Annotated in this window: 17 protein-coding genes; 9 read left to right on the forward strand and 8 right to left on the reverse strand. The window is 68.0% G+C overall.

The window, feature by feature from the left end; genetic code table 11:
* The first annotated feature begins 16 nt into the window (after positions 1 to 16).
* Complete coding sequence (locus tag HPY32_RS39895; protein WP_197696484.1) at positions 17 to 1,930, forward strand: beta-galactosidase; 1,914 nt, start codon at positions 17 to 19, stop codon at positions 1,928 to 1,930.
* A 9-nt stretch (positions 1,931 to 1,939) separates the two neighbouring features.
* Here the strand turns inward: HPY32_RS39895 and HPY32_RS39900 are convergent, their stop codons facing one another.
* The 4 genes from HPY32_RS39900 to HPY32_RS39915 form a co-directional block, all read right to left on the reverse strand.
* Complete coding sequence (locus HPY32_RS39900; protein ID WP_067587544.1) at positions 1,940 to 2,938, reverse strand: ABC transporter substrate-binding protein; 999 nt, start codon at positions 2,936 to 2,938, stop codon at positions 1,940 to 1,942.
* Positions 2,939 to 2,984: 46 nt separating this feature from the next.
* Complete coding sequence (locus HPY32_RS39905) at positions 2,985 to 3,839, reverse strand: ABC transporter permease (RefSeq protein ID WP_067587542.1); 855 nt, start codon at positions 3,837 to 3,839, stop codon at positions 2,985 to 2,987.
* Positions 3,836 to 4,636, reverse strand: a complete 801-nt coding sequence (locus HPY32_RS39910) for an ABC transporter ATP-binding protein (RefSeq protein WP_067587539.1) — start codon at positions 4,634 to 4,636, stop codon at positions 3,836 to 3,838. The genes HPY32_RS39905 and HPY32_RS39910 overlap by 4 nt, the downstream gene beginning before the upstream one ends.
* 229 nt (positions 4,637 to 4,865) lie before the next feature.
* On the reverse strand, positions 4,866 to 8,801 hold the full coding sequence (locus HPY32_RS39915; RefSeq protein WP_231951617.1) for a Pls/PosA family non-ribosomal peptide synthetase: 3,936 nt from the start codon (positions 8,799 to 8,801) through the stop codon (positions 4,866 to 4,868).
* 435 nt (positions 8,802 to 9,236) lie between these two features.
* Here HPY32_RS39915 and HPY32_RS39920 point away from each other — a divergent pair, with 435 nt between their 5' ends.
* Together HPY32_RS39920 and HPY32_RS39925 are read left to right on the forward strand one after the other, a co-directional pair.
* A complete protein-coding gene (locus tag HPY32_RS39920; protein ID WP_067587533.1) occupies positions 9,237 to 10,211 on the forward strand; it encodes an MBL fold metallo-hydrolase in 975 nt (324 codons plus the stop codon).
* 10 nt (positions 10,212 to 10,221) lie between these two features.
* Complete coding sequence (locus HPY32_RS39925; protein ID WP_171983277.1) at positions 10,222 to 11,823, forward strand: FAD-dependent monooxygenase; 1,602 nt, start codon at positions 10,222 to 10,224, stop codon at positions 11,821 to 11,823.
* Here HPY32_RS39925 and HPY32_RS39930 read toward each other — a convergent pair.
* Positions 11,802 to 12,590, reverse strand: coding sequence for a cyclase family protein (locus HPY32_RS39930; protein ID WP_067595725.1), 789 nt, complete (start codon positions 12,588 to 12,590; stop codon positions 11,802 to 11,804). The genes HPY32_RS39925 and HPY32_RS39930 overlap by 22 nt on opposite strands.
* 605 nt (positions 12,591 to 13,195) lie before the next feature.
* Between HPY32_RS39930 and HPY32_RS39935 the strand changes: the two genes are divergently transcribed.
* Positions 13,196 to 13,612 carry a helix-turn-helix domain-containing protein gene (locus tag HPY32_RS39935; protein WP_067595722.1) on the forward strand — a complete coding sequence of 139 codons (417 nt, stop codon included), beginning with the start codon at positions 13,196 to 13,198 and terminating at the stop codon, positions 13,610 to 13,612.
* 1 nt (position 13,613) lies between these two features.
* Here the strand turns inward: HPY32_RS39935 and HPY32_RS39940 are convergent, their stop codons facing one another.
* Complete coding sequence (locus HPY32_RS39940) at positions 13,614 to 14,204, reverse strand: TetR/AcrR family transcriptional regulator (RefSeq protein ID WP_067587530.1); 591 nt, start codon at positions 14,202 to 14,204, stop codon at positions 13,614 to 13,616.
* Between the two features lie 127 nt (positions 14,205 to 14,331).
* Here HPY32_RS39940 and HPY32_RS39945 point away from each other — a divergent pair, with 127 nt between their 5' ends.
* Positions 14,332 to 15,558, forward strand: coding sequence for a cytochrome P450 (locus HPY32_RS39945; RefSeq protein WP_067587527.1), 1,227 nt, complete (start codon positions 14,332 to 14,334; stop codon positions 15,556 to 15,558).
* 132 nt (positions 15,559 to 15,690) lie between these two features.
* Positions 15,691 to 16,881, forward strand: coding sequence for an FAD-dependent monooxygenase (locus HPY32_RS39950; RefSeq protein ID WP_067587524.1), 1,191 nt, complete (start codon positions 15,691 to 15,693; stop codon positions 16,879 to 16,881).
* On the opposite strand, the gene HPY32_RS39955 is transcribed toward HPY32_RS39950, so the two are convergent.
* Positions 16,860 to 17,201, reverse strand: a complete 342-nt coding sequence (locus HPY32_RS39955; RefSeq protein WP_067587521.1) for a hypothetical protein — start codon at positions 17,199 to 17,201, stop codon at positions 16,860 to 16,862. The genes HPY32_RS39950 and HPY32_RS39955 overlap by 22 nt on opposite strands.
* A gap of 104 nt (positions 17,202 to 17,305) precedes the next feature.
* Complete coding sequence (locus tag HPY32_RS44205; RefSeq protein ID WP_082871325.1) at positions 17,306 to 17,521, reverse strand: hypothetical protein; 216 nt, start codon at positions 17,519 to 17,521, stop codon at positions 17,306 to 17,308.
* A gap of 637 nt (positions 17,522 to 18,158) precedes the next feature.
* On the opposite strand from HPY32_RS44205, the gene HPY32_RS39965 reads away from it, so the two are divergent.
* The 3 genes from HPY32_RS39965 (at position 18,159) to HPY32_RS39975 (ending at position 19,414) form a co-directional block, all read left to right on the forward strand.
* Positions 18,159 to 18,560 (forward strand): hypothetical protein, encoded by a 402-nt coding sequence (locus tag HPY32_RS39965; RefSeq protein ID WP_156674422.1) that lies wholly within the window; start codon positions 18,159 to 18,161, stop codon positions 18,558 to 18,560.
* Positions 18,560 to 18,811, forward strand: a complete 252-nt coding sequence (locus HPY32_RS39970) for a hypothetical protein (protein WP_067587514.1) — start codon at positions 18,560 to 18,562, stop codon at positions 18,809 to 18,811. The genes HPY32_RS39965 and HPY32_RS39970 overlap by 1 nt, the downstream gene beginning before the upstream one ends.
* 174 nt (positions 18,812 to 18,985) lie before the next feature.
* Positions 18,986 to 19,414: a hypothetical protein gene (locus tag HPY32_RS39975; protein WP_067587511.1), complete on the forward strand. Its 429-nt coding sequence runs from the start codon at positions 18,986 to 18,988 to the stop codon at positions 19,412 to 19,414.
* Positions 19,415 to 19,465 lie beyond the last annotated feature (51 nt).

The following is a 19,465-nucleotide window of genomic DNA, read 5'->3' on the forward strand; positions in this document are numbered from 1 at the left end:
CACGATGGGAGAAGTCGTGGATCGACGCCGGTTTCTGGCGATCAGCGCCCTGAGTCCCCTTGCCGCGATGGCCGTCACCGGGACCGCGTCGGTGGCGCCCGCGCGGGCGGCGGGGCATTCGTTCGGATTCGCTTCCGACGGAAGCGCTTTCCTGCTCGACGGACAGCCCTTCCAGATTCGTAGCGGCGAGATGCATCCGGCGCGGATTCCGGTGCCGTACTGGCGGCATCGGATTCGGATGGCGAAGGCCATGGGGATGAACACGATCTCGCTGTATGTCATGTGGAACTACGTCGAGGAACGGCCGGGCGTCTTCGACTTCACCACCGGCCGACGCGATTTCGCGGCCTTCGTGCGGCTGTGCCAGGCGGAGGACATGTGGGTGCTGCTGCGGCCGGGCCCGTACGTGTGCGGGGAGTGGGATCTCGGGGGCATCCCGTCCTATCTGCTGGGCAACCCCGACATCAGGCTGCGAACGGGCGCCGACGCGCACTACATGTCCGCCGTGCGTGGCTATGTCGAGCAACTGATCCCCCGCGTGAAGCCGCTGCTGGTCGAGAACGGCGGCCCGATCCTGATGATCCAGATCGAGAACGAGTACGGCTCCTACGGCACTGATTCCGGCTACCCGGCGCGGCTGCGGCAGCTGTGGATCGACGGCGGCGTCTCCGGCCCGTTCTATACCGAGGACGGTCTGGACCAGGTGCGGGCCAACCACTCCAATGTGCCCGGCGGCGCGATCGCGCTCAGCGACGGCTCCGCGTCGTCGATCGCGCAGGCGCGCAAGGCGTTTGCGGACGTTCCCGCGATGGCGGGCGAGGTGTATCCCGGCTGGCTGACGCACTGGGGCGACCCCACCTTCCAGGGCGGCGGCTCCGACATCTCCGACCGCCTGCGGGCCTTCATGGAGCAGGGCCTGTCGTTCAATATCTATATGATCCACGGCGGCACCAGCTTCGGCTTCTGGGCCGGAGCCAATGCCGACGACCTGTCCGGCCACTATCAGCCCGACATCACCAGCTACGACTACTGTGCCCCCATTACCGAACAGGGCGTCGCCACCCCGCGCTATCACACCTACCGCGACCTGCTCGCCGGTCATCTCCCCGCACCGCTCCCCGACATCCCCGCTCCCCTACCGACACTCGACGGCCGGACATTCACCCCGGCCCCGTTCGCCTCGGTCTGGGACAACCTCCCCGCCGCGCTGCCACCCGACCGGACCGTCAACCCGCGGCCGTTCGAAATGTACGGCCAGAACTTCGGTTTCGCCCTCTACCGCCGACCGTTGCCCGGTTACACGGGCGGCCGACTGGACATCCACTGGGTCCACGACTACGCCACGGTATTCCTGAACGGCGCCTACGCGGGCGGCCTCTCCCGGCCCCTGATCCCCGACCAGGTCTCCACGACCTTGAACGTCACCAATAACAATGCCCCGCTCGGACTTCCGGACCCCGGCGGCCTCGGCCCCTCGCCGGTGCTGGACATCCTGGTGGAAGGCATGGGCCGCACCAACTTCGGCCAAGCCCTCGTCGACCGAAAGGGCATCCTGGAGACGGTCGCACTCCGCGACGCCGGTCCCCTGACCGGGGATCTGACGGGGTGGCAGGTCTTCCTCCTGCCGATGGATGACGCCTTCGTGGCATCGCTCGCCCCGACAATCTCCGACCCGAACCGGCCGGGAATCTTCTTCGAGGCAACGATCAGCCTGACCACCCCCGCCGACACCTACCTCGACATGTCCGGCTGGACAAAGGGTTTCGTCTACGTCAACGATCACAACCTGGGCAGATACTGGGAAATCGGCCCCCAGCAACGCCTGTACTGCCCCGCCCCCTGTCTTCGCCGGGGCGACAACCGAATCCTCGTGTTCGACCTACACCGAACCCGACCCGCACCGATAACCTGTGTACCGACGCTCACCTGACGCGCGGCATCACTTTCCCGCCGCCTTCCGGGCAAACGCGGTGTCCACGAAGGACTCCGTCTTCAGCGGCGCGGCATCGGTCATCAGCCCCGCGTCCCGGTACACCCGCTGCTGCTTGTCGAGCTGGTCGGGCAGCGGGGCGAGATCGGGTAACCAGGTGTAGGACGGGACCTCGCGAAGGACGGCGATGTCCTGCCCGGTCGCATCGGCCAGAATCTTCAGGACCTCTTCGGATTTCGCTCCCTCGCCCTGGAGGTCGCGGGAGGCGCGGACCAGTGCGTCGAAGAAACGCTGGGCCGCCGCGCCGCGGGCGAAGGAGCCGCCGTAGATCACGCCGGTGGCCGAGGCGCCCTTCGGCGGGACCGCCAACGGCCGTGCCACACCGGCCTTTTCCATCTTCGTGGTGAACGGCGCGGCGACGAGCGCGGCGTCGACGCTGCCGTTGGCCAGCGCGGGCTGCATATCCGGGATGCCGAGGTTCACCACCTGGACGTCGCCGAGCGAGAGTCCGGCCGGTTGCAGGACCGTCGCGAGCTGGAAGCCGCCCGCCGAACCCGGGCCGCCCGCGACGGCCACCCTCTTCCCGCGCAGATCGGCGAGCGTGCCGGTCGAGGCGGCCGACACCTCCAGGGCGGTCGGGGACGCGTTCGGATCGCCCGGGGCGATGCCCATCGAGCCGACGACCTTCAGGTCCAGACCGCTGGCGACGGCGCTGAACATCCCCGCCGAGAATCCCGCCACGACGACATCCAGTTTGCCGTTCGCGGCGGGCCCGACCGCATCCTGACCGGACTTCACCTTCTGCAGATCGACGGCGATGCCCTCGGCATCGAAGTAGCCCTTCGCCCGCGCCACATACAGCGGCGCGAACAGGGTCGACGGCACATGGGCGACGGTCACCGTGCCGTTCTCCGCGCTGGCGCCGCGACCCCCACACCCGGTGAGGGCCAGAGCCGCGCCGACCATGGACACGGCGACAATGCCGAGGGCACGGCGCCGAGAATGCATTCTCACAGTGATGTTCTCCGCTCTCATATTGATCCCGGCATGGCTCTCACACTGTTCCCGGCATGCTTTTGGCCGGGGCCTGTCGCCGCCACGGCATGGCGAGCCACCCGCACAGCGAGACGATGGCGGTCAGCCCCGCACCCAGAAGCGCGGCGGCCAGCAGTCCGACGTACATGCGTTCCGGTTGGAACAGCTGCCAGGAGTTCCAGATCAGATAGCCGATTCCCTCGTCGGAGGCCACGAATTCGACGGCGATCGCGACCACCACACCGAGCCCGACGGCCACCCGAAGCCCGGTGAAGATCTGCGGAAGGCACGCGGGCCCGACGACCAGCCGCAACCGGCGCCAGCCGCGCACCCGGTAGGCCCTGGCCAGCTCCAGCGCGCCGGGGTCGAGCTGCCGCATCGCCGCCTGCGCATTGATCTGGGTGACGAAGAAGACCGTGATCGCCACGGCCAGAATCCTCGGCGTATCACCCAGCCCGAATATCAAGAGCAGCAACGGCAATACGGCGATCTTCGGCAATGCGTACAGCGCGGTGAAGAACGGGGCGAGCGCGGCGCCCAGCGGACGCCAGGCCCCCATGGCCAATCCGACCATTGTTCCGGCGACGGCGGCCGGAAGGTAGCCGCCGAGCAGCCGGATCAGGGTCGCGGCCGAGTCGTGCGGGAGCTCACCGGAGGCGATCATGTCGACCGCTCGGGCGAGGGTGCGGCTCGGTGGCGGAAAGACCCGGGCGTCGATCGCATTCGCCTGCGCCGCCCACTGCCAGATCGCCAGCGCCAGTACCGGAGTCAGCACGGCCAAGGCGATGTCTCGACGGCGAAGCCAGCGGCGACGGCGTATCTCGGCGAGCACGACGGCCCGAGCCTGCGGGGCGTGGTCCACGGCCTGGTTCATCGGTCGGCCCGCATCGCCTCGACCTCGCCGCGCAGCAGATCCCACAGATCGGCGCGCAGTTCGGCGAACTCCTTGGCGTGCTGCACATCCGGGCTGCGGGGCCGACCGAACGGCACCTCGACCTCGGCGCGCACCCGCCCCGGCCGCGCCGACATCAGCACCACCCGGTCCCCGAGCAACAGCGCTTCATCCAGCGAATGTGTCACCAGCACAATGGTTTTACGTTCCGTTTCGCACAGGGCCAGCAACTCCTCCTGCATCAGCAGCCGAGTCTGCGCGTCCAGCGCCCCCAACGGTTCGTCCATCAGCAGGCACGGCGAACCGGTGGCAAAGGCACGCGCAATTCCCACCCGCTGCCGCATTCCACCCGACAGCTGAGCGGGATAAGCCTTCTCGAACCCGGAAAGCCCCGTGCGCCCGATCCATTCCCGCGCCGTCGCCACACGGTCGTTCCGACGGCGAGACACCGGAAGCCCGAACAACACATTGTCGAGCACGGACAGCCACGGCAGCACGCCGGAGTCCTGGAACACGAACGCGACAGCCGGTACACCACCCTCGTCATCGGGCCCGGCCACCGCCCCCGAACTCGGCTCCTCCAGGCCGCCGAGCATCCGCAGCAGCGTCGACTTACCGCACCCCGACGGCCCCACCACGGCGGTGAACGTACCCGCCGCCACGGTCAGCGACATCTCCCGCAATGCCCACAGCGGCCCCTCCGCGCCGAAGAACAGCTTCGAGACATCCCGCGCAGCAAAGGCCGTCCTCATTCCCGAGGCCGCGTCGGTACTCCGCATCAACCGTCCAATCCCGTGGACCCTGCATTACATCGACCGCGACAAATCGGCCAGCCGATGGGACGTGGCCACCATACAGCAAATGATGCACCGCGCAATAGTTCCAACAGATTCCGATTTCAATCACCTGTCATGCCCCGCCAACAACCGATCGACGGTCCGGTGTGGCGGCACAGCGAATTCGCCGCAGCCGCCACGGCCGGACCGTCGTCATCTCATCGGTGGGGCGTTACGACACGAGTTGCCGTGGCTGAGCGGGGATTCCGCCCCAGCGGGTGTCGGCGGTGAGGTGTTCGCCCTTCATCAGCAGGGACAGCGGGTCGAGGACCACGCCGTCGCCGACGACGGAGTCGTAGAGCACGATGGCGCGGGTGCCGACGGTGGCTCCGGGCCGGATGGTGACGGTGGACATCTTCATCACGCGGTCCTCGAACAGATGGGTCTGCAGCGAGGCTTCGGGCCCGACCGCGGCGTCGTCGCCGATGACGACCAGATCGAATTCGGTGATGAAGGTGGTGCCGATCCAGGTCCGCCGCCCGATATCGGTGCCGAACCAGCGCAACATCATCGGCAGGAACGGGGTTCCGGCCACCAGTCCCAGGCACGCGGGCACCGCCGCGGCCTCGTAGACACCGGTGACGAATTCGGTCCTGCGCACGAACAGATCCCACAGCGGTTCCACCCGCGGCCGATACCGGCCCACGACAACACGTTTGAGCACCGCGCACACCCCGACGATCGCGACCGCGACGGCCCCGGCGACCAGCGGTGACAGCAGCACCGTCCGGAGCATGTCGTGATCGTGCGCCAGCACCGACAGCACTCGCACATACAGATACGCCCCTGCGGCGAGCACGGTGGCGGGCAGGGTGGCGCGGAAGAATTCGATCAGCAGCCGCTGCCGCACCACCCGCGCCGGGGGCCGATACGTCGTGGATTCCGGGTAGTCGCCGGAGTCCTGCCGCGTCGGCAGTTCGATGGCCGGGGAGCCGAGCCAGGCGGTGCCGTCGGGAACTCCGGTGTGCGGCGGCAATGTCCCGACCCCGACCAGCGCGCCCGCGCCGACCGACGCCCCGGCGGACACGACCGCGGCGTTCCCGATGAACGACCTACGCCCAACCGTGGTGGGCGCCAACGAGATCCACCCGCGCCCGAAGGTGGCCGCGCCGATGCTGGCCATATCGGCGACGAAGGTGCCCTCGGCGAGGTCGAGCAGATCCGGATCGATGTGGGCCGCGGTCGACACCTCCGAGCCGCGGCCGATGCGCGCCCCGAGCAGCCGCAGCCACGGCACCGTGTAGAGGGTGGCGTACAGGGTGTGGGTGAACCCCAGGCTGTAGTCGAACAGCTTGTCCGCCACGAACTTCCGGATGCCGAGACCGGAGCGGGCGGGATGGATTCCGCTCGGCAGCCGCGGCAGCACCAGCCGTTTCCCGGCCGCCACCAGCACGCAGACCGTCGCCACGTACACCGGGCCGGACGCCAGCGTGGCGATCAGGCCGACGAGCGGGTCGACGTCCAGCATCGCCCAGGACACGAGAACGACCGCGGGCGCGATCATGACGATCGCGGCGATCTCGAGCACGCCCGCGGCGAGGGCGAAGGCCGCCAGCTGCGGAAGCGTCCACGGCACCTGCCGGACCGGCGCCGCCAGGATCGCCTCGGCGGCATCCGACAGCCGCTGCGTCGGCTCGGCGGGCGAGCCCGCCCACCGCGCCCCCGAGGGCACGGTCGCGCCCGCGCCGAGCGCCGACTGCTGTCCCAGTGCCGCACCGGATTCCAGCCGCGAGCCGGGATTCAGCACCGCATGCGCGCCGACGAACGCATCGGCCCCAATGGTTATCGGTGCGACGATCACCCAGCCGTCCTCGACTCGCCACGGCCACACCGTGACCCGGTATCCGAGCGCCGCACCGGGACCGATATCGATCAGCGCGGGCAGGCTCACCGCCGCGGTGCCGACGTGCGCCCCGCGACCGATTCGAGCGCCCAGCAGCCGCAGATAGGCATTGCCCAGCGGGGAGCCCGCCAGCACCGGCAGCGGCCCGACCGTCAGCAGCAAGTGCTGTGCCCAGATCCGCAGATAGGTCGGCCCCCACAGCGGATACCGGCCGGGCCGGATACCGGCGCCGAGCAGGCGCACCAGCAGAATCGGCAGCACCCAGCGCACGGCCACATCGGCGACCAGCAGTGCCGCCAGCAGCTGCCCGACCATCCGCACCGACAGGTGACCGTCATTGGCGGTATCGACGTACGCGAACGGCAGCGTGGTCACCAACAGCAGCAGATACAGCACGGCCAGCTGCGCGACGGCGCTGCGCGCGACCGTTGCATTGCTGTGCCGCAAGGGTTTCGGGCCCGATTCGACGGCGGCGGCGATCGGCGGGGCGGGCAGGTGCGCGGCCATCGCCCGCACGGTCGGATACCGGTACAGGTCGCGCAGGGCGGCGTGCGGCACCGCACCGCTCGCCCGCAGTTGCGACACCACCCGGGCCGCCAGCAGGGAGTGCCCGCCCAGGTCGGTGAAGAAATCGGCGGTCACCGACACCGTCTCCGGCGGCAACCCCAGCGCCTCGGCCCAGACATCGCGGATGCGCTGCTCGGTGGCGTCGGCCGGTGCCACCACCCGGCCGGACCCGACGAAGCGGTGACCGGTCGGCGCGGGCAGCGCCCGGCGGTCCACCTTGCCCGACGGCATGGTCGGCAGCGCGTCGATCACCTCGACGTAGGAGGCAACCATGTAGGCGGGCAACCGATTTCGCATCCGCTGGTGCAGGCGCTGCCGCAGTCGCTCGTCGCCCGCGTCGGCGAGCACCACGAAGGCGGCCAGTTCCGGCCCGTCCGCGCCGTCGGTGGTGGCGGCCACCGCCTCGGTCACCGCGGGGTCCTCCAGGAGTACGGATTCGATCTCGCCGAGGTCGATGCGGTGACCGCGGATCTTCACCTCGGCATCGGCCCGGCCCAGATACTCGAGGTTGCCGTCGGCATCGAGCCGCCCCAGATCGCCGGTGCGATACAGCTTTCCGTCGGGCGCGGCCGGATGGTCGATGAATCGGTCGGCGGTCAGGTCCGGGCGGCCGATATAGCCGAGCGCGACACCCGGTCCGCCGATGCAGATCTCGCCCACCGCGCCGTCGGGCACCGGCTCGCGATCCTCGTCCAGCAGCACGACCGAGTAGGTGGGCAGCGCCGTGCCGATCGTCACCGTCCGCCCCGGCGCCACCTCGCCGACCGTTGCGGTGACGGTGGTTTCGGTGGGGCCGTAGGTGTTGAGCATGCGCCGCCCGGGTCTCGCCCAGCGGTCGACCAGCTGGGCGGGGCAGGCCTCGCCGCCGACGAGGATGCTGCGAATCGCGGGCAGGTCACGGGGAATCGTCGCCAGCAGCGTCGGCACGCAGTACAGCACCGTCACCCCGGCGGCCTCCAGGAAGTCGGCGAGCTCCGCGCCGAGTCGTCGCGAATCCGTCGGTCCCGCAACGACGGTGGCGCCGCGCGCCCAGGTCGGCCAGATCTCCTCGACGGAGAAGTCGAAGGAGATGGTCATGCCCTGATACACCCGGTCACCGGGGCGCACGTCGTACACATCCGGCACCACGTCCAGGAAATTGCAGATGCTGGACTGGGCGATGAGCACACCCTTCGGCCGACCGCTCGACCCCGACGTATACATCACGTACGCGACCTGATCGTCCGCACCGGCGATCGGGTCCGGCCGGGTACTCGGCGCCGACGCGATCACCGCCGCATCGGCGTCCATCCGAACGACGGTGCAGCGCAACCCCGCCAGCGCACTGTCCAGTTCGGTGGAGGTCACCACGACCTCGACACCGGCGTCCTCGACGATGTAGGCCACCCGATCCGGCGGTGCGCCGGGATCGATCGGCACGAACGCGGCTCCGGCCTTACCGATACCCAGCAGCGCCACATAGGTGTGCACCGAGCGTGACAGCAGCACCGCCACCCGCGTCTGCGGGGTGACGCCGATATTTCGAAGATGGTGCGCCAAACTATTTGCCTGTGAATCCAGTTCGACGTAGCTGAGTGTCCGCCCCGCACAATCCAGTGCGATAGCATCGGGGTTCGCATCGCAGCTGGACTCGAAGACGTGATGCATTCGACGGAACCGCACGTCCGCCGAATAACTTTCCGCTACAAGTTCGATCACTCGGCCCTCCATCAGGTTTGAATCCCGCCCCCGACATCGCCTCCGTGTTTCCTACACATTGCACATGTTGCCACGAAGTTTCCATCTGGAAGATGTGGGATCAAACACGGTGTACGGCAACGGAATAAACGTCCCACCGCGTGCGGCCACAATGTTTGCTCGCTATGACAGCACCATAGCTACCGTCATTCGCGACAATTCGAATCCGATGCGACAGGACAATTGTCCGCTCTGTCCAGATGATCGGAATTTAATTTCACAGCGCAGTCTCAGCAATGATCCGAATCGGCGTGAACATAAGAATTTCCGGTGCAGAAGTAGTGGAGCGCACGACTCTCCGGCTGCGCGGCAAGACATCCCACATCTCCCCGGGCAGCGATAGCGACGCCCTGGGCGGTGTGGCGCGGGTTACACTCGTTCGGAACAATCGAACTGATGGAGGTGTCCGTGGGTGCGAAGGCTTTCGCCTCCTCGGCGGATCTCGGCGAGAAGGCGCAGACCCTCGAGGTGCTGGCCGACGGCGTGTACGCGCTGACCGCGGAGGGCGATCCGAATATCGGCGCGATCGAGGGCGAGGATTTCGTGGTCTGCTTCGAGGCGCTGGCGACGCCGGCGGCCGCGCGGCAGTGGCTGGCGATCCTGCGCGAGCACACCGACAAGCCGGTCAGGTATCTGGTCCTGTCGCACTATCACGCGGTGCGCGTGCTCGGCGCCAGCGCCTTCGACGCGGAGGTGATCATCGCGCACGACACCACACGCGCGCTCATCGCCGAGCGCGGGCGGCAGGATTGGGAGTCCGAATTCGGGCGCATGCCAAGGCTTTTCAAGCAGCCGGAGACGATCCCGGGCCTGTCGTGGCCGACCCAGACCTTCTCCGACGCGGTGACCATCGATCTCGGCGGCGACCGCGGAGACCTGCACCTGAGATTCCTCGGGCGCGGGCACACCGAGGGTGACATCGTCGCCTGGCTGCCGGGGCACAAGATCCTCTTCGCGGGTGATCTGGTCGAGGCCGAGGCCGCCCTGTACACCGGCGACGCCTTCCACCGTGAGTGGTCGTCGACCACCCTCGATGCCGTCGCGGCACTCGGCGCCGAGCGACTCGTCGGCGGCCGCGGCGCGGTCGTGCAGGGGCGCGAAGCCTGCGCCGCGGCGGTCGAGCAGACCCGGCACTTCCTGACGGTGCTGCTGCACGAGGTCGGCGCGGTGCACGAGCGCGGCGGGACCCTCCGGGAGGCGTTCGAGTCCGCCCACGCCGCCCTCTACGACCGGTACGGGCACTGGCCGATCTTCGAGCACTGCCTGCCGTTCGACGTCTCGCGCCTGTGGGACGAGCTGTCGGGCATCGAGCGGCCCGTCATCTGGACCGCGGAGCGCGACCGAGAAGTCTGGAATCTGTTGCAGGACTGAGGGCTTCGAGGTGACAACCGGCAAGGCGGTCGCCGTCGTCGGTAACGGTCCGGTGGGACAGACCGCCGCGCTGCTGCTGGCCCGCCGGGGAATTCCGGTGACGGTGCTCGATTCCCGCCCGAGGCGCGACGCCGTCGGCTCCAAGGCGATCTGCCAGCAGCGCGATGTGCTCGATATCTGGGAGAGCGTCGGCGCCGGGCGGCGGATCGCCGACGAGGCGGTCACCTGGACCACCGCGCGCACCTTCTACCGCGATCGCGAACTGTTCGCCTACGACCTGCCCGACCCCGGCCACTCGACCTTCCCGCCCTTCGTCAATATCTCCCAGACCCGCACCGAGCAGATCCTCGACGACCGCATCGCCGAATCCGGCCTGATCGACGTCCGCTGGGGACACACCGTCACCGACATCGACCAGGACCACACCGGAGTCCGCCTGCGCTGCACCACAGTACGCGGAGAAACCACGGTGATCGCCGCCTACGCGATCGCCTGCACCGGCGCACACAGCGACGACCTGCGCGCCGCACTCGGCGTCGACTTCGGCGGCGAGTCCTTCGACGACCGTTTCCTCATCTGCGACATCCGTGCCGACCTGCCCGGCTGGGCCGACGAACGCCGCTTCTACTTCGACCCCGCCTGGAACCCCGGCCGCCAGGTACTCATCCACCCCTGCCCCGACTCGACCTTCCGCATCGACTGGCAGGTCCCCGGCGACTACGATCTCGACACCGAAACAGCCAACGGCGCACTCGACGCTCGCATCCGCCGCATAGTCGGCGATGCCCCCTACGAGATCGTCTGGAACTCGGTGTACCGCTTCCATTCTCGCGTCGTCGACCGAATGCGAGTGAATCGCGTACTGCTGGCGGGCGATTGCGCACACCTGGTATCGCCGTTCGGCGCGCGCGGCCTGAACTCCGGCGTAGCCGACGCCGAAAACGCCGCCTGGAAACTGGCTTTCGTCCTCAACGCCTGGGCCCCGGATGAACTACTGGACACCTACCACGACGAAAGACACGCCGCCGCACTGGAAAACATCGAAGTCACCACCGCCACCATGAACTTCCTGGTACCGCACACCGGCCAACAGCACCGCACCCGCCGCGAAACCCTGGAACGCGCGACCACCGATCCCACCGCCCGGGCGGCCGTCGACTCCGGCCGCCTGTCCGAACCCTTCTGGTACGCCGACTCACCCCTCACCACCCCGAACCCCCACCACCCCTGCCACGGCCGCCCCGCCCGCGGCACCATGCACCCCGCCGCGCCCGGCACCATCGTCCCCGACACCCCGATCGCCCTACCGGGCGGGACCAACCGCCTACGCGCCCTCGCCCGCACCGGATTTCTCCTGCTGACCACGCCGGGCGTGAACGCCAAGTCCCTGGCCCACTGCGCGGCCACCGCAACCCCCGCACCGACCACCACCCTGGCGCTCACGACCATAGACCCCGACGGAACCCTCTCCACCGCACTGCAATCCAACCCCGGCGAAGTCTGGCTGATACGCCCCGACGCCCACATAGCAGCAACACTGCCCCACCCCACCCCCAACGCCCTGACCACCGCAATCCGCCGCGCCAGCGGTCACCCCCCGACAACCGCGTAGGCACGGACCGGGTAGGTACCCACTCCGGCCACGGCCAGCGGGGCGGCATGAAAACGGAACCCGTTCGGCGGCAACCGATTCAACCCGAACAGGTGCTCCACGATCGGTATCCCCGCGGCCAGCAGCGCGGTATGCGCGGGACCGGTGCCGTCGATATTGCGCGAGTCGATACCGACCAGCGCCGGGCGCTGCGCGACAAGCCAGTCGACGGCATCGGCGGTCAGATACGGATGCCCGTGCAAGTAGTCCTCGCTCCCCCAGTGCCGATCCCAGCCGGTGTGGATGAGCACCGCGCGACCGGTCACCTCGTGCGCCGCCAGCGCTGCCCGCTCGATCGCGGGATCGTCGGCCCCGGTCAGCCTGACCACGATGCCCTCGAGATCGGCCACGCCACCGATCCCCACTCCGGTGTTGGCTACCAGCGTAATTCGGCTGAGGTGGTCCGAGATCTGCGGCCCCGATACGCCCGGGTGGGTGATCATATCGTCGCAAATCACCCGGCCGAGCTCCACTACCTTCCGGGACACCGGGCCGCTCGCATCCGCACCGCGTGACCCCTTGTGGGACTCCCGAATCAGCCGCTTACCACCGATCGCCACGGTGCCCACCATCAACAGGCCGAGGTGCCGCACGAACAACTCGCCCAGCGCCGCATCGGATATGTCTTCGCCGGGTATATCCAGCCGAAACCCCTCCACACGCAGCGAACCACCGTTACTGAACGTCACCGCGGCGTCGAACTCGACGCGCCATTCCACAGTCTCCATCGACACCAGAGTGTCAGGATCGCGACTAGACCGCGACGGCAATCCGAATCAGTGGCGGCACAGTTCGGCGTAACGGCCGTTCGCCGCGAGCAGCTCGGTGTGGGTGCCCTGTTCGATTATTCGACCCGCCTCGAGGACCACTATGCGGTGGGCATGGCGGATTGTGGCTTCGGATGCCGTGTCCAGGGTTGCGGTGGCCTCGTCGATCGACCTGCTCCCCCACCCCCGACCAACCCCCGACCGACGCCCCGGCAGCCACATAACCCTCAGCCGCGCCGCCCGGCAGACCGGCAGGTCCGGTCGACCGGCAACGGCGCGGCGCGGTTGCCGACGACGTCGGGCATGAGATGCTACCCCGGCGCGATGGTGGTGTTTAGCAGTGAAATCGACTGGGGGAGAGAGAATCCGTGCGGTGGTGGAAGATCGAGGACTCGTTGCCCCGGCGGGTGCTGGGGCTTTTCGGTCTGCTGCAGGCGGATTCACCCGCATTATCACCGAATGTGAGCTATCGGAGGTTCCGCGCCGAGGGCACCCGTACGCCCTCGGACGAGGCAGAGGAGCCCGGCGCGGTCTACCGGCTCGAAGAGTGGGCGAGAAACCGGGCGATCGGGGCCTTCGCCGTGCGGCTGAACAGGCTGTTCGACACCGCACATCCTCCGGACCGTAGGCCGCACACCGACGCCGAGGTGGTGGCCGCGCTGACGGCCTCCGGTCATCCGATCTCGAAACCGTATCTGGCGCAGCTGCGGTCGGGACAGCGGGCCGATCCGTCCGAGGAGACGGTGGCCGCGCTGGCGAAGTTCTTCAAGGTCAAGCCGGACTACTTCGACAGCGACACCTACACCGCCACTGTCGATCACGACCTCCGGCTGCTGTCCCGGTTGCAGGGTGACGGACCGCGCCGGTTGGCGAGGCGGGCATTCGATTTGTCCGAAGAGGCGCAGAACCTGCTGATCTCCATCGCCGAGAAGCTGCGGGCGAGCGAGGGGTTGCCCGAGATTCCGCCGGACGGCACCGAATAGCTCACCGGCGGCTGTGCTCGCGGAGCAGGGGGAGCACGATGTCGTCGACGATCTCGATGACGATGTCGTCGTCCGGAACGCCTTGCCGCAGATACTCGTTGCGCAGCAGGTCGAACGGCACCCGGGCGACTCGATCCGGTGGGCGGCGCGGTCCCAACTCGCCCCGGTCGGTGGCGCGGCGCGCCAGTTCCAGCACCAGCGTCTCCACCGGCGTATCGGCGAATTTGGCCCGCAGCGCGGCGGAAAGCTCTGGGTCACGGGCGGTTTCGGTGATCAGGCCGACCAGAACCGTGCCGGGGACGTGGTCGAATCGGTGAACCAGCCGCTGCAGCAGGGCGATCAGGTCCGAGCGCAGCGCGCCCGTATCGGGCAGTTCGCCCGCAATGGGGGCGTCGTGGCCGAGGGCCGCCAGGACCAGCGCCGGGCGACTGGGCCAGCGCCGGTAGAGCACGGGCTTGCTGGTATTGGCCCGGACGGCCACCCCCTCCATGGTCAGCTTCTGGTAGCCGACCTCGGCCAGCTCGTCCAGGACGGCCCGGAAGATCGCCCGCTCCAGCGTCTCGCCTCGCCGGCGGGAGGTGGCGGACGGCATGAACGATCCCCTCTCTGTGCCAAATCTCTTGCGGCGCTTACCGGGTCAGTCTAGACTCGATCACATAAGGTACTACCGTTTCTTATTTTCTCTTTACCTTGTCGCTTTTCCGTCCGGAGGCCGACTCATGACCGAAATCATCGCCTCGCGCACCCAACCCGAACCGCCGGAGCTCCCGCTCGACCGGGAGTGTCCCTACCGCCCCTCGGCCGACTACGACAACCTCAGGGACCGGGGTTCGGTCGGCCGGGTGCGGCTGTTCGACGGCACGCTCGTCTGGGCGGTGACCGACCACGCCGACGCCCGCGCGCTGCTCGCCCACCCCGGCATCTCCTCCGACCGCTCCCACCCGAACTTCCCGGTCGCCTTCCCGGCCGCGGCCACCCTGCTGCGCCGACGGCGAAAAGACTCCTCCGGCAATACCTTCGCCGCACTGATCGGCGTCGACGCGCCCGAACACGGCAGGCAGCGGCGGATGCTCATTCCCAGCTTCACCGTCAAACGCATTGCGCAACTACGGCCTTCGATCCAACGAATCGTGGACCAGCGGCTCGACGATATGCTCCGGCACGGCTCCCCCGCCGACCTGGTCGCCTCCTTCGCCCTCCCGGTGCCGTCGATGGTGATCTGCGCGCTGCTCGGCGTCCCCTACGCCGACCACGAGTTCTTCGAAACGCAGGCCCGGCTGCGGCTGGATCCCGAGCGGGGCGTCGAGGCGATCGATCGGCTGGAGGACTACCTGGACCGGCTCATCCGGGACAAGCAGACCACCCCGGGCGACGGCCTGCTCGACGACCTGATCGCCGGACCCCTGCGCACCGGCGATCTCGATCGCGCCCAATTGGTCAGCTTCGCCCTGATCCTGCTCATCGCGGGCCACGACACCACCGCGAACATGATCGCCCTGGGCACCCTGTACCTGCTGGAACATCCCGACCGGCTGGCCGAACTGCGCGCCGACCCCGACCTGATCCCCGCCGCCGTGGAGGAACTACTGCGCTTCGTCTCGCTCGTACCCGCACTCTCGCGTGTCGCCGTGGCCGACATCGAAATCGGCGGACAACTCATCCGCGCCGGAGAGGGCGTCATGGTGCTCCTCGGCGCCGCCAACCACGACCCCGACCTCACCGCCCACCCCGAAGACCTCGACCTCCACCGCCCCGACCGCCGCCACATAGCCTTCGGCTACGGCATCCACCAGTGCCTAGGCCAAAACCTCGCCCGCACCGAACTCCACATCGCCTTCCGCACCCTACTAGACCGCATCCCCACCCTCCACCTCGCGGGCCCAGCCGAACGCTCCCCATTCCGTTCCGCCATCGCCGGAATCACCGCCCTACCGGTCGCCTGGTAAACAACACTCGCACAACGAAATCGGGTGATCGGCGACATCACCGGAATGACGAGGAGAGCCTTCGACTACGTGCTCAACTTCGATTCCAGTTCGGATCGCATTCCCGCACCTCGGCTGTGAGGGAGGACAACGATGGACCCGGGGATTGATGTGGTGGTGGTCGGCGGCGGGGTGGCGGGTCTGGCCGCCGCGTCGGCGCTGGCCCGTGATGACCGCCGGGTTCGGCTGGTGGAGAAGGCGTCCGAGTTCGGTGAGGTCGGTGCGGGACTTCAGCTGGGGCCCAACGCAACTCGCATCCTGGCCGAGTGGGGACTGCTCGATCGGGTGATCGCCTCGGGGGTGCTGCCCGCACGGTTGGTGCTGCGGGACGCACGCGACGGGCGCGAGCTGATCGCTCTCGATCTCGGCGAGGGGTTCCGGCAGCGGTACGGCGGCCCCTATGTGGTGACCCACCGCAGCGACCTGCACGGCATCCTGCTCGACGCGGCCGCGGCGGCCGGGGTGGAACTGCGCACCGACAGTGAGGTCGTCGCCGTACGGTTCGACACCGACAGCGCGACAACAACATTGGCGTCGGGAGCGGAGTTGGTCAGCCGGGTGGTGCTCGGCGCGGACGGTCTCCATTCGCGGCTGCGGTCGCTGATCTCCGACGATGCTCCGGTGCCATCGGGCTATGTGGCCTATCGGGGAACGGTGTCGGCCGCCGAGGTCGAGCACGCCGGGTCCGATGTCGTCGGCTGGATCGGCCCGGACTGCCATCTGGTCCAGTATCCCCTACGCCGACACGAGATTTTGAATCAGGTCGCCGTATTCCGCAGCCCCCGTGCCGATTCGGCTGCATCCGAGTGGAGCGATCCCGATGAACTCGACGCGGCCTTCGCCCGATGCTGCGCCCCGGTGCGGTCCGCGCTCGGCAATCTCCGGCGGGATCGCCGGTGGCCGATGAGCGATCGGGAACCGCTGGCGCGGTGGAGCCGAGATCGGTTGCTGCTCATCGGCGATGCCGCCCACCCCATGCTGCAATACCTGGCCCAGGGGGCATGCCAGGCCATCGAGGACGCCCGCGAACTCACGCGCGCGCTCGGCGACGGCCCCCTCGACACCACGCACTGGCGGCAGGCCGTCGAGATCTTCCACGAACGCCGGGTGCCCCGCGCCACGCGCATACAGGCCACCGCACGCTGGTGGGGCGACCTGTGGCATTGCGACGGCATGGCGGCCACCCTGCGCAATGCCTATCTGCGCGACCACGATTCGACCATCGTCCGCCACATCGACTGGCTGTACGGAGCGACGGGCGACTACTCGGGGACCAAGGCGTAGACCTTCACGACGAACGCATCGTGCGTCGAGCCGGAGGGATTGGCAATGTAGAAACCGCGGCGGGACAACGACTCCCGCTCCAACGGCACGGTCGTTCTCGTCCCGGATTCGATATTCGACAGAACGCGCTGATCGTAATTGGCCCGGACATCCACCATCACACTGAACCTGATGTGCCCGGTATCGGGCTCCGTCCGCCACACGAGCTCCCGCACCCCCGCCGGAACCCTGTCCAACGAGAAGTTCGAACTCGACCGATCCTTCTGCCCCCGCCGCGGCCGCCCATCCGACCGAACCTCGGCAACCAGGACCTCCACCATCCTCGCCCTCCCGTCCCGCGAACCGTCCCACCGATGGACCCTACCAACCGGTACAGCATCCCACGGATTCCTAATGCCCGGTGGTACAGCGGGTTTCATCATGCCTACGTGGGGCGGAAGGTTGTGCGGTAGGCCGAGGGGTGCGCCTGCCCACCCTCCCGATACGGCGGCGCCACCAGCCGCCGCGCGACCCGATTGACGATCTCGGCCCCGTGCTGATCGCGCAGCAGATGCAGGCCGGTATCGATGGCGGCCGTCGTCCCCGCGGAGACCCACCCCGAAGCGCGCCCTGCCGGTGATCGACGTCCAGAACGACCCAACCCCTGCAACAATGCCCTGATCTACGCCACCGAACACCTCATCGACGCCACCGACACGGTATCCCTCCGCAACGCGGCCGGTCACGCCGCCGCCGACACGCACCGGGTCCTCAACGTCGTCATGCACTCGCAGTTCGCGGCGGTCGCTACTACGGACAAGCGGATCGGCTACGTACACCGCCAGGAACCCGCAGCGATCGGGAACCTACTCGGCTCTTGTGTCCAGGCACCATACTGACCCGAAACACGGGGCACCTCATGCTCAGGGACACCGCTCGTCGTCATCCATAACCAGGTTCGACGGTGGTGGGAGCCATACGTCGCGCCGACGGGCCAGATAATATCGACCGGTAGTCCCCTGTCCCGCGCTGAAGCGACAACGCTGCCGGTGCCGCTACGTTCACCGGCTCGACCGTCCCATACGGCGATCAGGCGGTCGCAGCTACCGAGGACCGCGTCATTCGCGGCCTCGTAGGCGTCGGCACCGGTGTCGTCGAAATCCATCACTCGAACGTTGTGGGCGCGGCGCAGTAGTTCGTCGAACAGTACCGAGTCAGCGCCTCGCGCAATGCAACTGATCCCCACCAACTCGGCAGGACCTCCAGCTGCGAGAAAGTGCCTAACCATCTCGTCATAGATGAGCGCCACGCTGGCCGGGGTGATGTTCATATGGCCGGTGACGCCGACGCGCACCATCAAGAAGTCTCCTTACACCACGGCCTCGACCATCGGGCGCATCCGGTCTCTGATCTTGCTGGTTGGAGGGATCAACGCATTCACGTTGGCCGAGCTGTGCCTACCGCTACGGGCACCCCAGCGTTCCGCGTTCATCCGTCACTCTCACGGAAAGTCCCCGATGGACGAAACCGTTTGGACACCCGGATTCCCGCACGACGCCCCCGACGAACCCTTCACCGTGACCGGCGCCGTCATGGCCTTGAAACTTCATAACGGCTGCCCTGACAACTGTCCGCGGAAATACGCTGCGGCACAAGCCTTGCGGGATGCGCACGTTTCGCCGTCGACCGGAGTCCGGTGATGGCCGCAACATTGATGTTGCTGTACGCGTGTGGGCTCGACGCGATGATGGTCGGCACGGTTGCCCAGGCACACCTCGCGATGCTCACCCACCTGGACTGCGATTTCCGGCGCTGCCCGCGCAAGGCGGCGGCGTGGAATGCCGTGCACTCGAGGATCCGGTCGGCCGTTCTCTGCGAGCACGCGGGCCACGGGCCGGACTGTCTCCAGTATCTCGCGGCGCTGGCTCGCGCGTCGGAGCCGGTCGGATGAACGAGCAACCACGCGGCCCGAACCGACCCGAAACCGCTACTGGCGGATGACAGTTGGTCGTCGACGCGGGCGAGATCAGGGTCGTGCACGAAGCATCCGGTACCGCGTCGACTTCCTGAAAACCGTTGCCCAGCAGTGGATTCATAAGCATCAACCAACCTCGGAAAGGACAACGTGAGCTCTCGCTACTTCTTCGATGAACAATCCGCGGTGCTGCGCGCACTGACCGATGCGCCGGACGCCTGCACCGCCGCCGAGCTCGCCCACCTCACCGGGCTCCCGCTCACCGACGCCAGCGATATCGAGGGACGCGCGAAACCGTCGATACCAGCGATCCTCGAGGCGCTCCAGGACGCAGCCCCCGACAATCCGGCCGCGGCCGAGCTGAAGCTCACCGGGAACCGTATCCGTGCGCTGGTGGCGATCGGCAACGCCGAATGGCCGCGCACACCTCGCGGCTTCGCCGAGACCACCGGCACAACGCGCAGCGCGATGACCGCCGCCGTGAATTGGCTCGTCTACCATCGCTCGGCCTGGCTGCGCGACGAAACGACATGGGAGCCCGTCCCCGGTATACGAGAACCGGCCGACAAACCGTGGTGAACTCGCATCGGATGCCAGTTCATGCGAGCAGATTACCTTTGTCGTCGGCCC

Source organism: Nocardia terpenica (genome assembly GCF_013186535.1).
GTDB classification, from domain to species: domain Bacteria; phylum Actinomycetota; class Actinomycetes; order Mycobacteriales; family Mycobacteriaceae; genus Nocardia; species Nocardia terpenica.

Coding starts and splice junctions, on each gene's coding strand:
- HPY32_RS39920 (WP_067587533.1), top strand. CDS start 9,237: ATGGAGGTGTCCGTGGGTGCGAAGGCTTTCGCCTCCTCGGCGGATCTC.
- HPY32_RS39930 (WP_067595725.1), bottom strand. CDS start 12,590: ATGGAGACTGTGGAATGGCGCGTCGAGTTCGACGCCGCGGTGACGTTC.
- HPY32_RS39950 (WP_067587524.1), top strand. CDS start 15,691: ATGGACCCGGGGATTGATGTGGTGGTGGTCGGCGGCGGGGTGGCGGGT.
- HPY32_RS39970 (WP_067587514.1), top strand. CDS start 18,560: ATGGCCGCAACATTGATGTTGCTGTACGCGTGTGGGCTCGACGCGATG.
- HPY32_RS39965 (WP_156674422.1), top strand. CDS start 18,159: ATGAGCGCCACGCTGGCCGGGGTGATGTTCATATGGCCGGTGACGCCG.
- HPY32_RS39955 (WP_067587521.1), bottom strand. CDS start 17,201: ATGGTGGAGGTCCTGGTTGCCGAGGTTCGGTCGGATGGGCGGCCGCGG.
- HPY32_RS39905 (WP_067587542.1), bottom strand. CDS start 3,839: ATGAACCAGGCCGTGGACCACGCCCCGCAGGCTCGGGCCGTCGTGCTC.
- HPY32_RS39910 (WP_067587539.1), bottom strand. CDS start 4,636: ATGCGGAGTACCGACGCGGCCTCGGGAATGAGGACGGCCTTTGCTGCG.
- HPY32_RS39900 (WP_067587544.1), bottom strand. CDS start 2,938: ATGCATTCTCGGCGCCGTGCCCTCGGCATTGTCGCCGTGTCCATGGTC.
- HPY32_RS39945 (WP_067587527.1), top strand. CDS start 14,332: ATGACCGAAATCATCGCCTCGCGCACCCAACCCGAACCGCCGGAGCTC.
- HPY32_RS39940 (WP_067587530.1), bottom strand. CDS start 14,204: ATGCCGTCCGCCACCTCCCGCCGGCGAGGCGAGACGCTGGAGCGGGCG.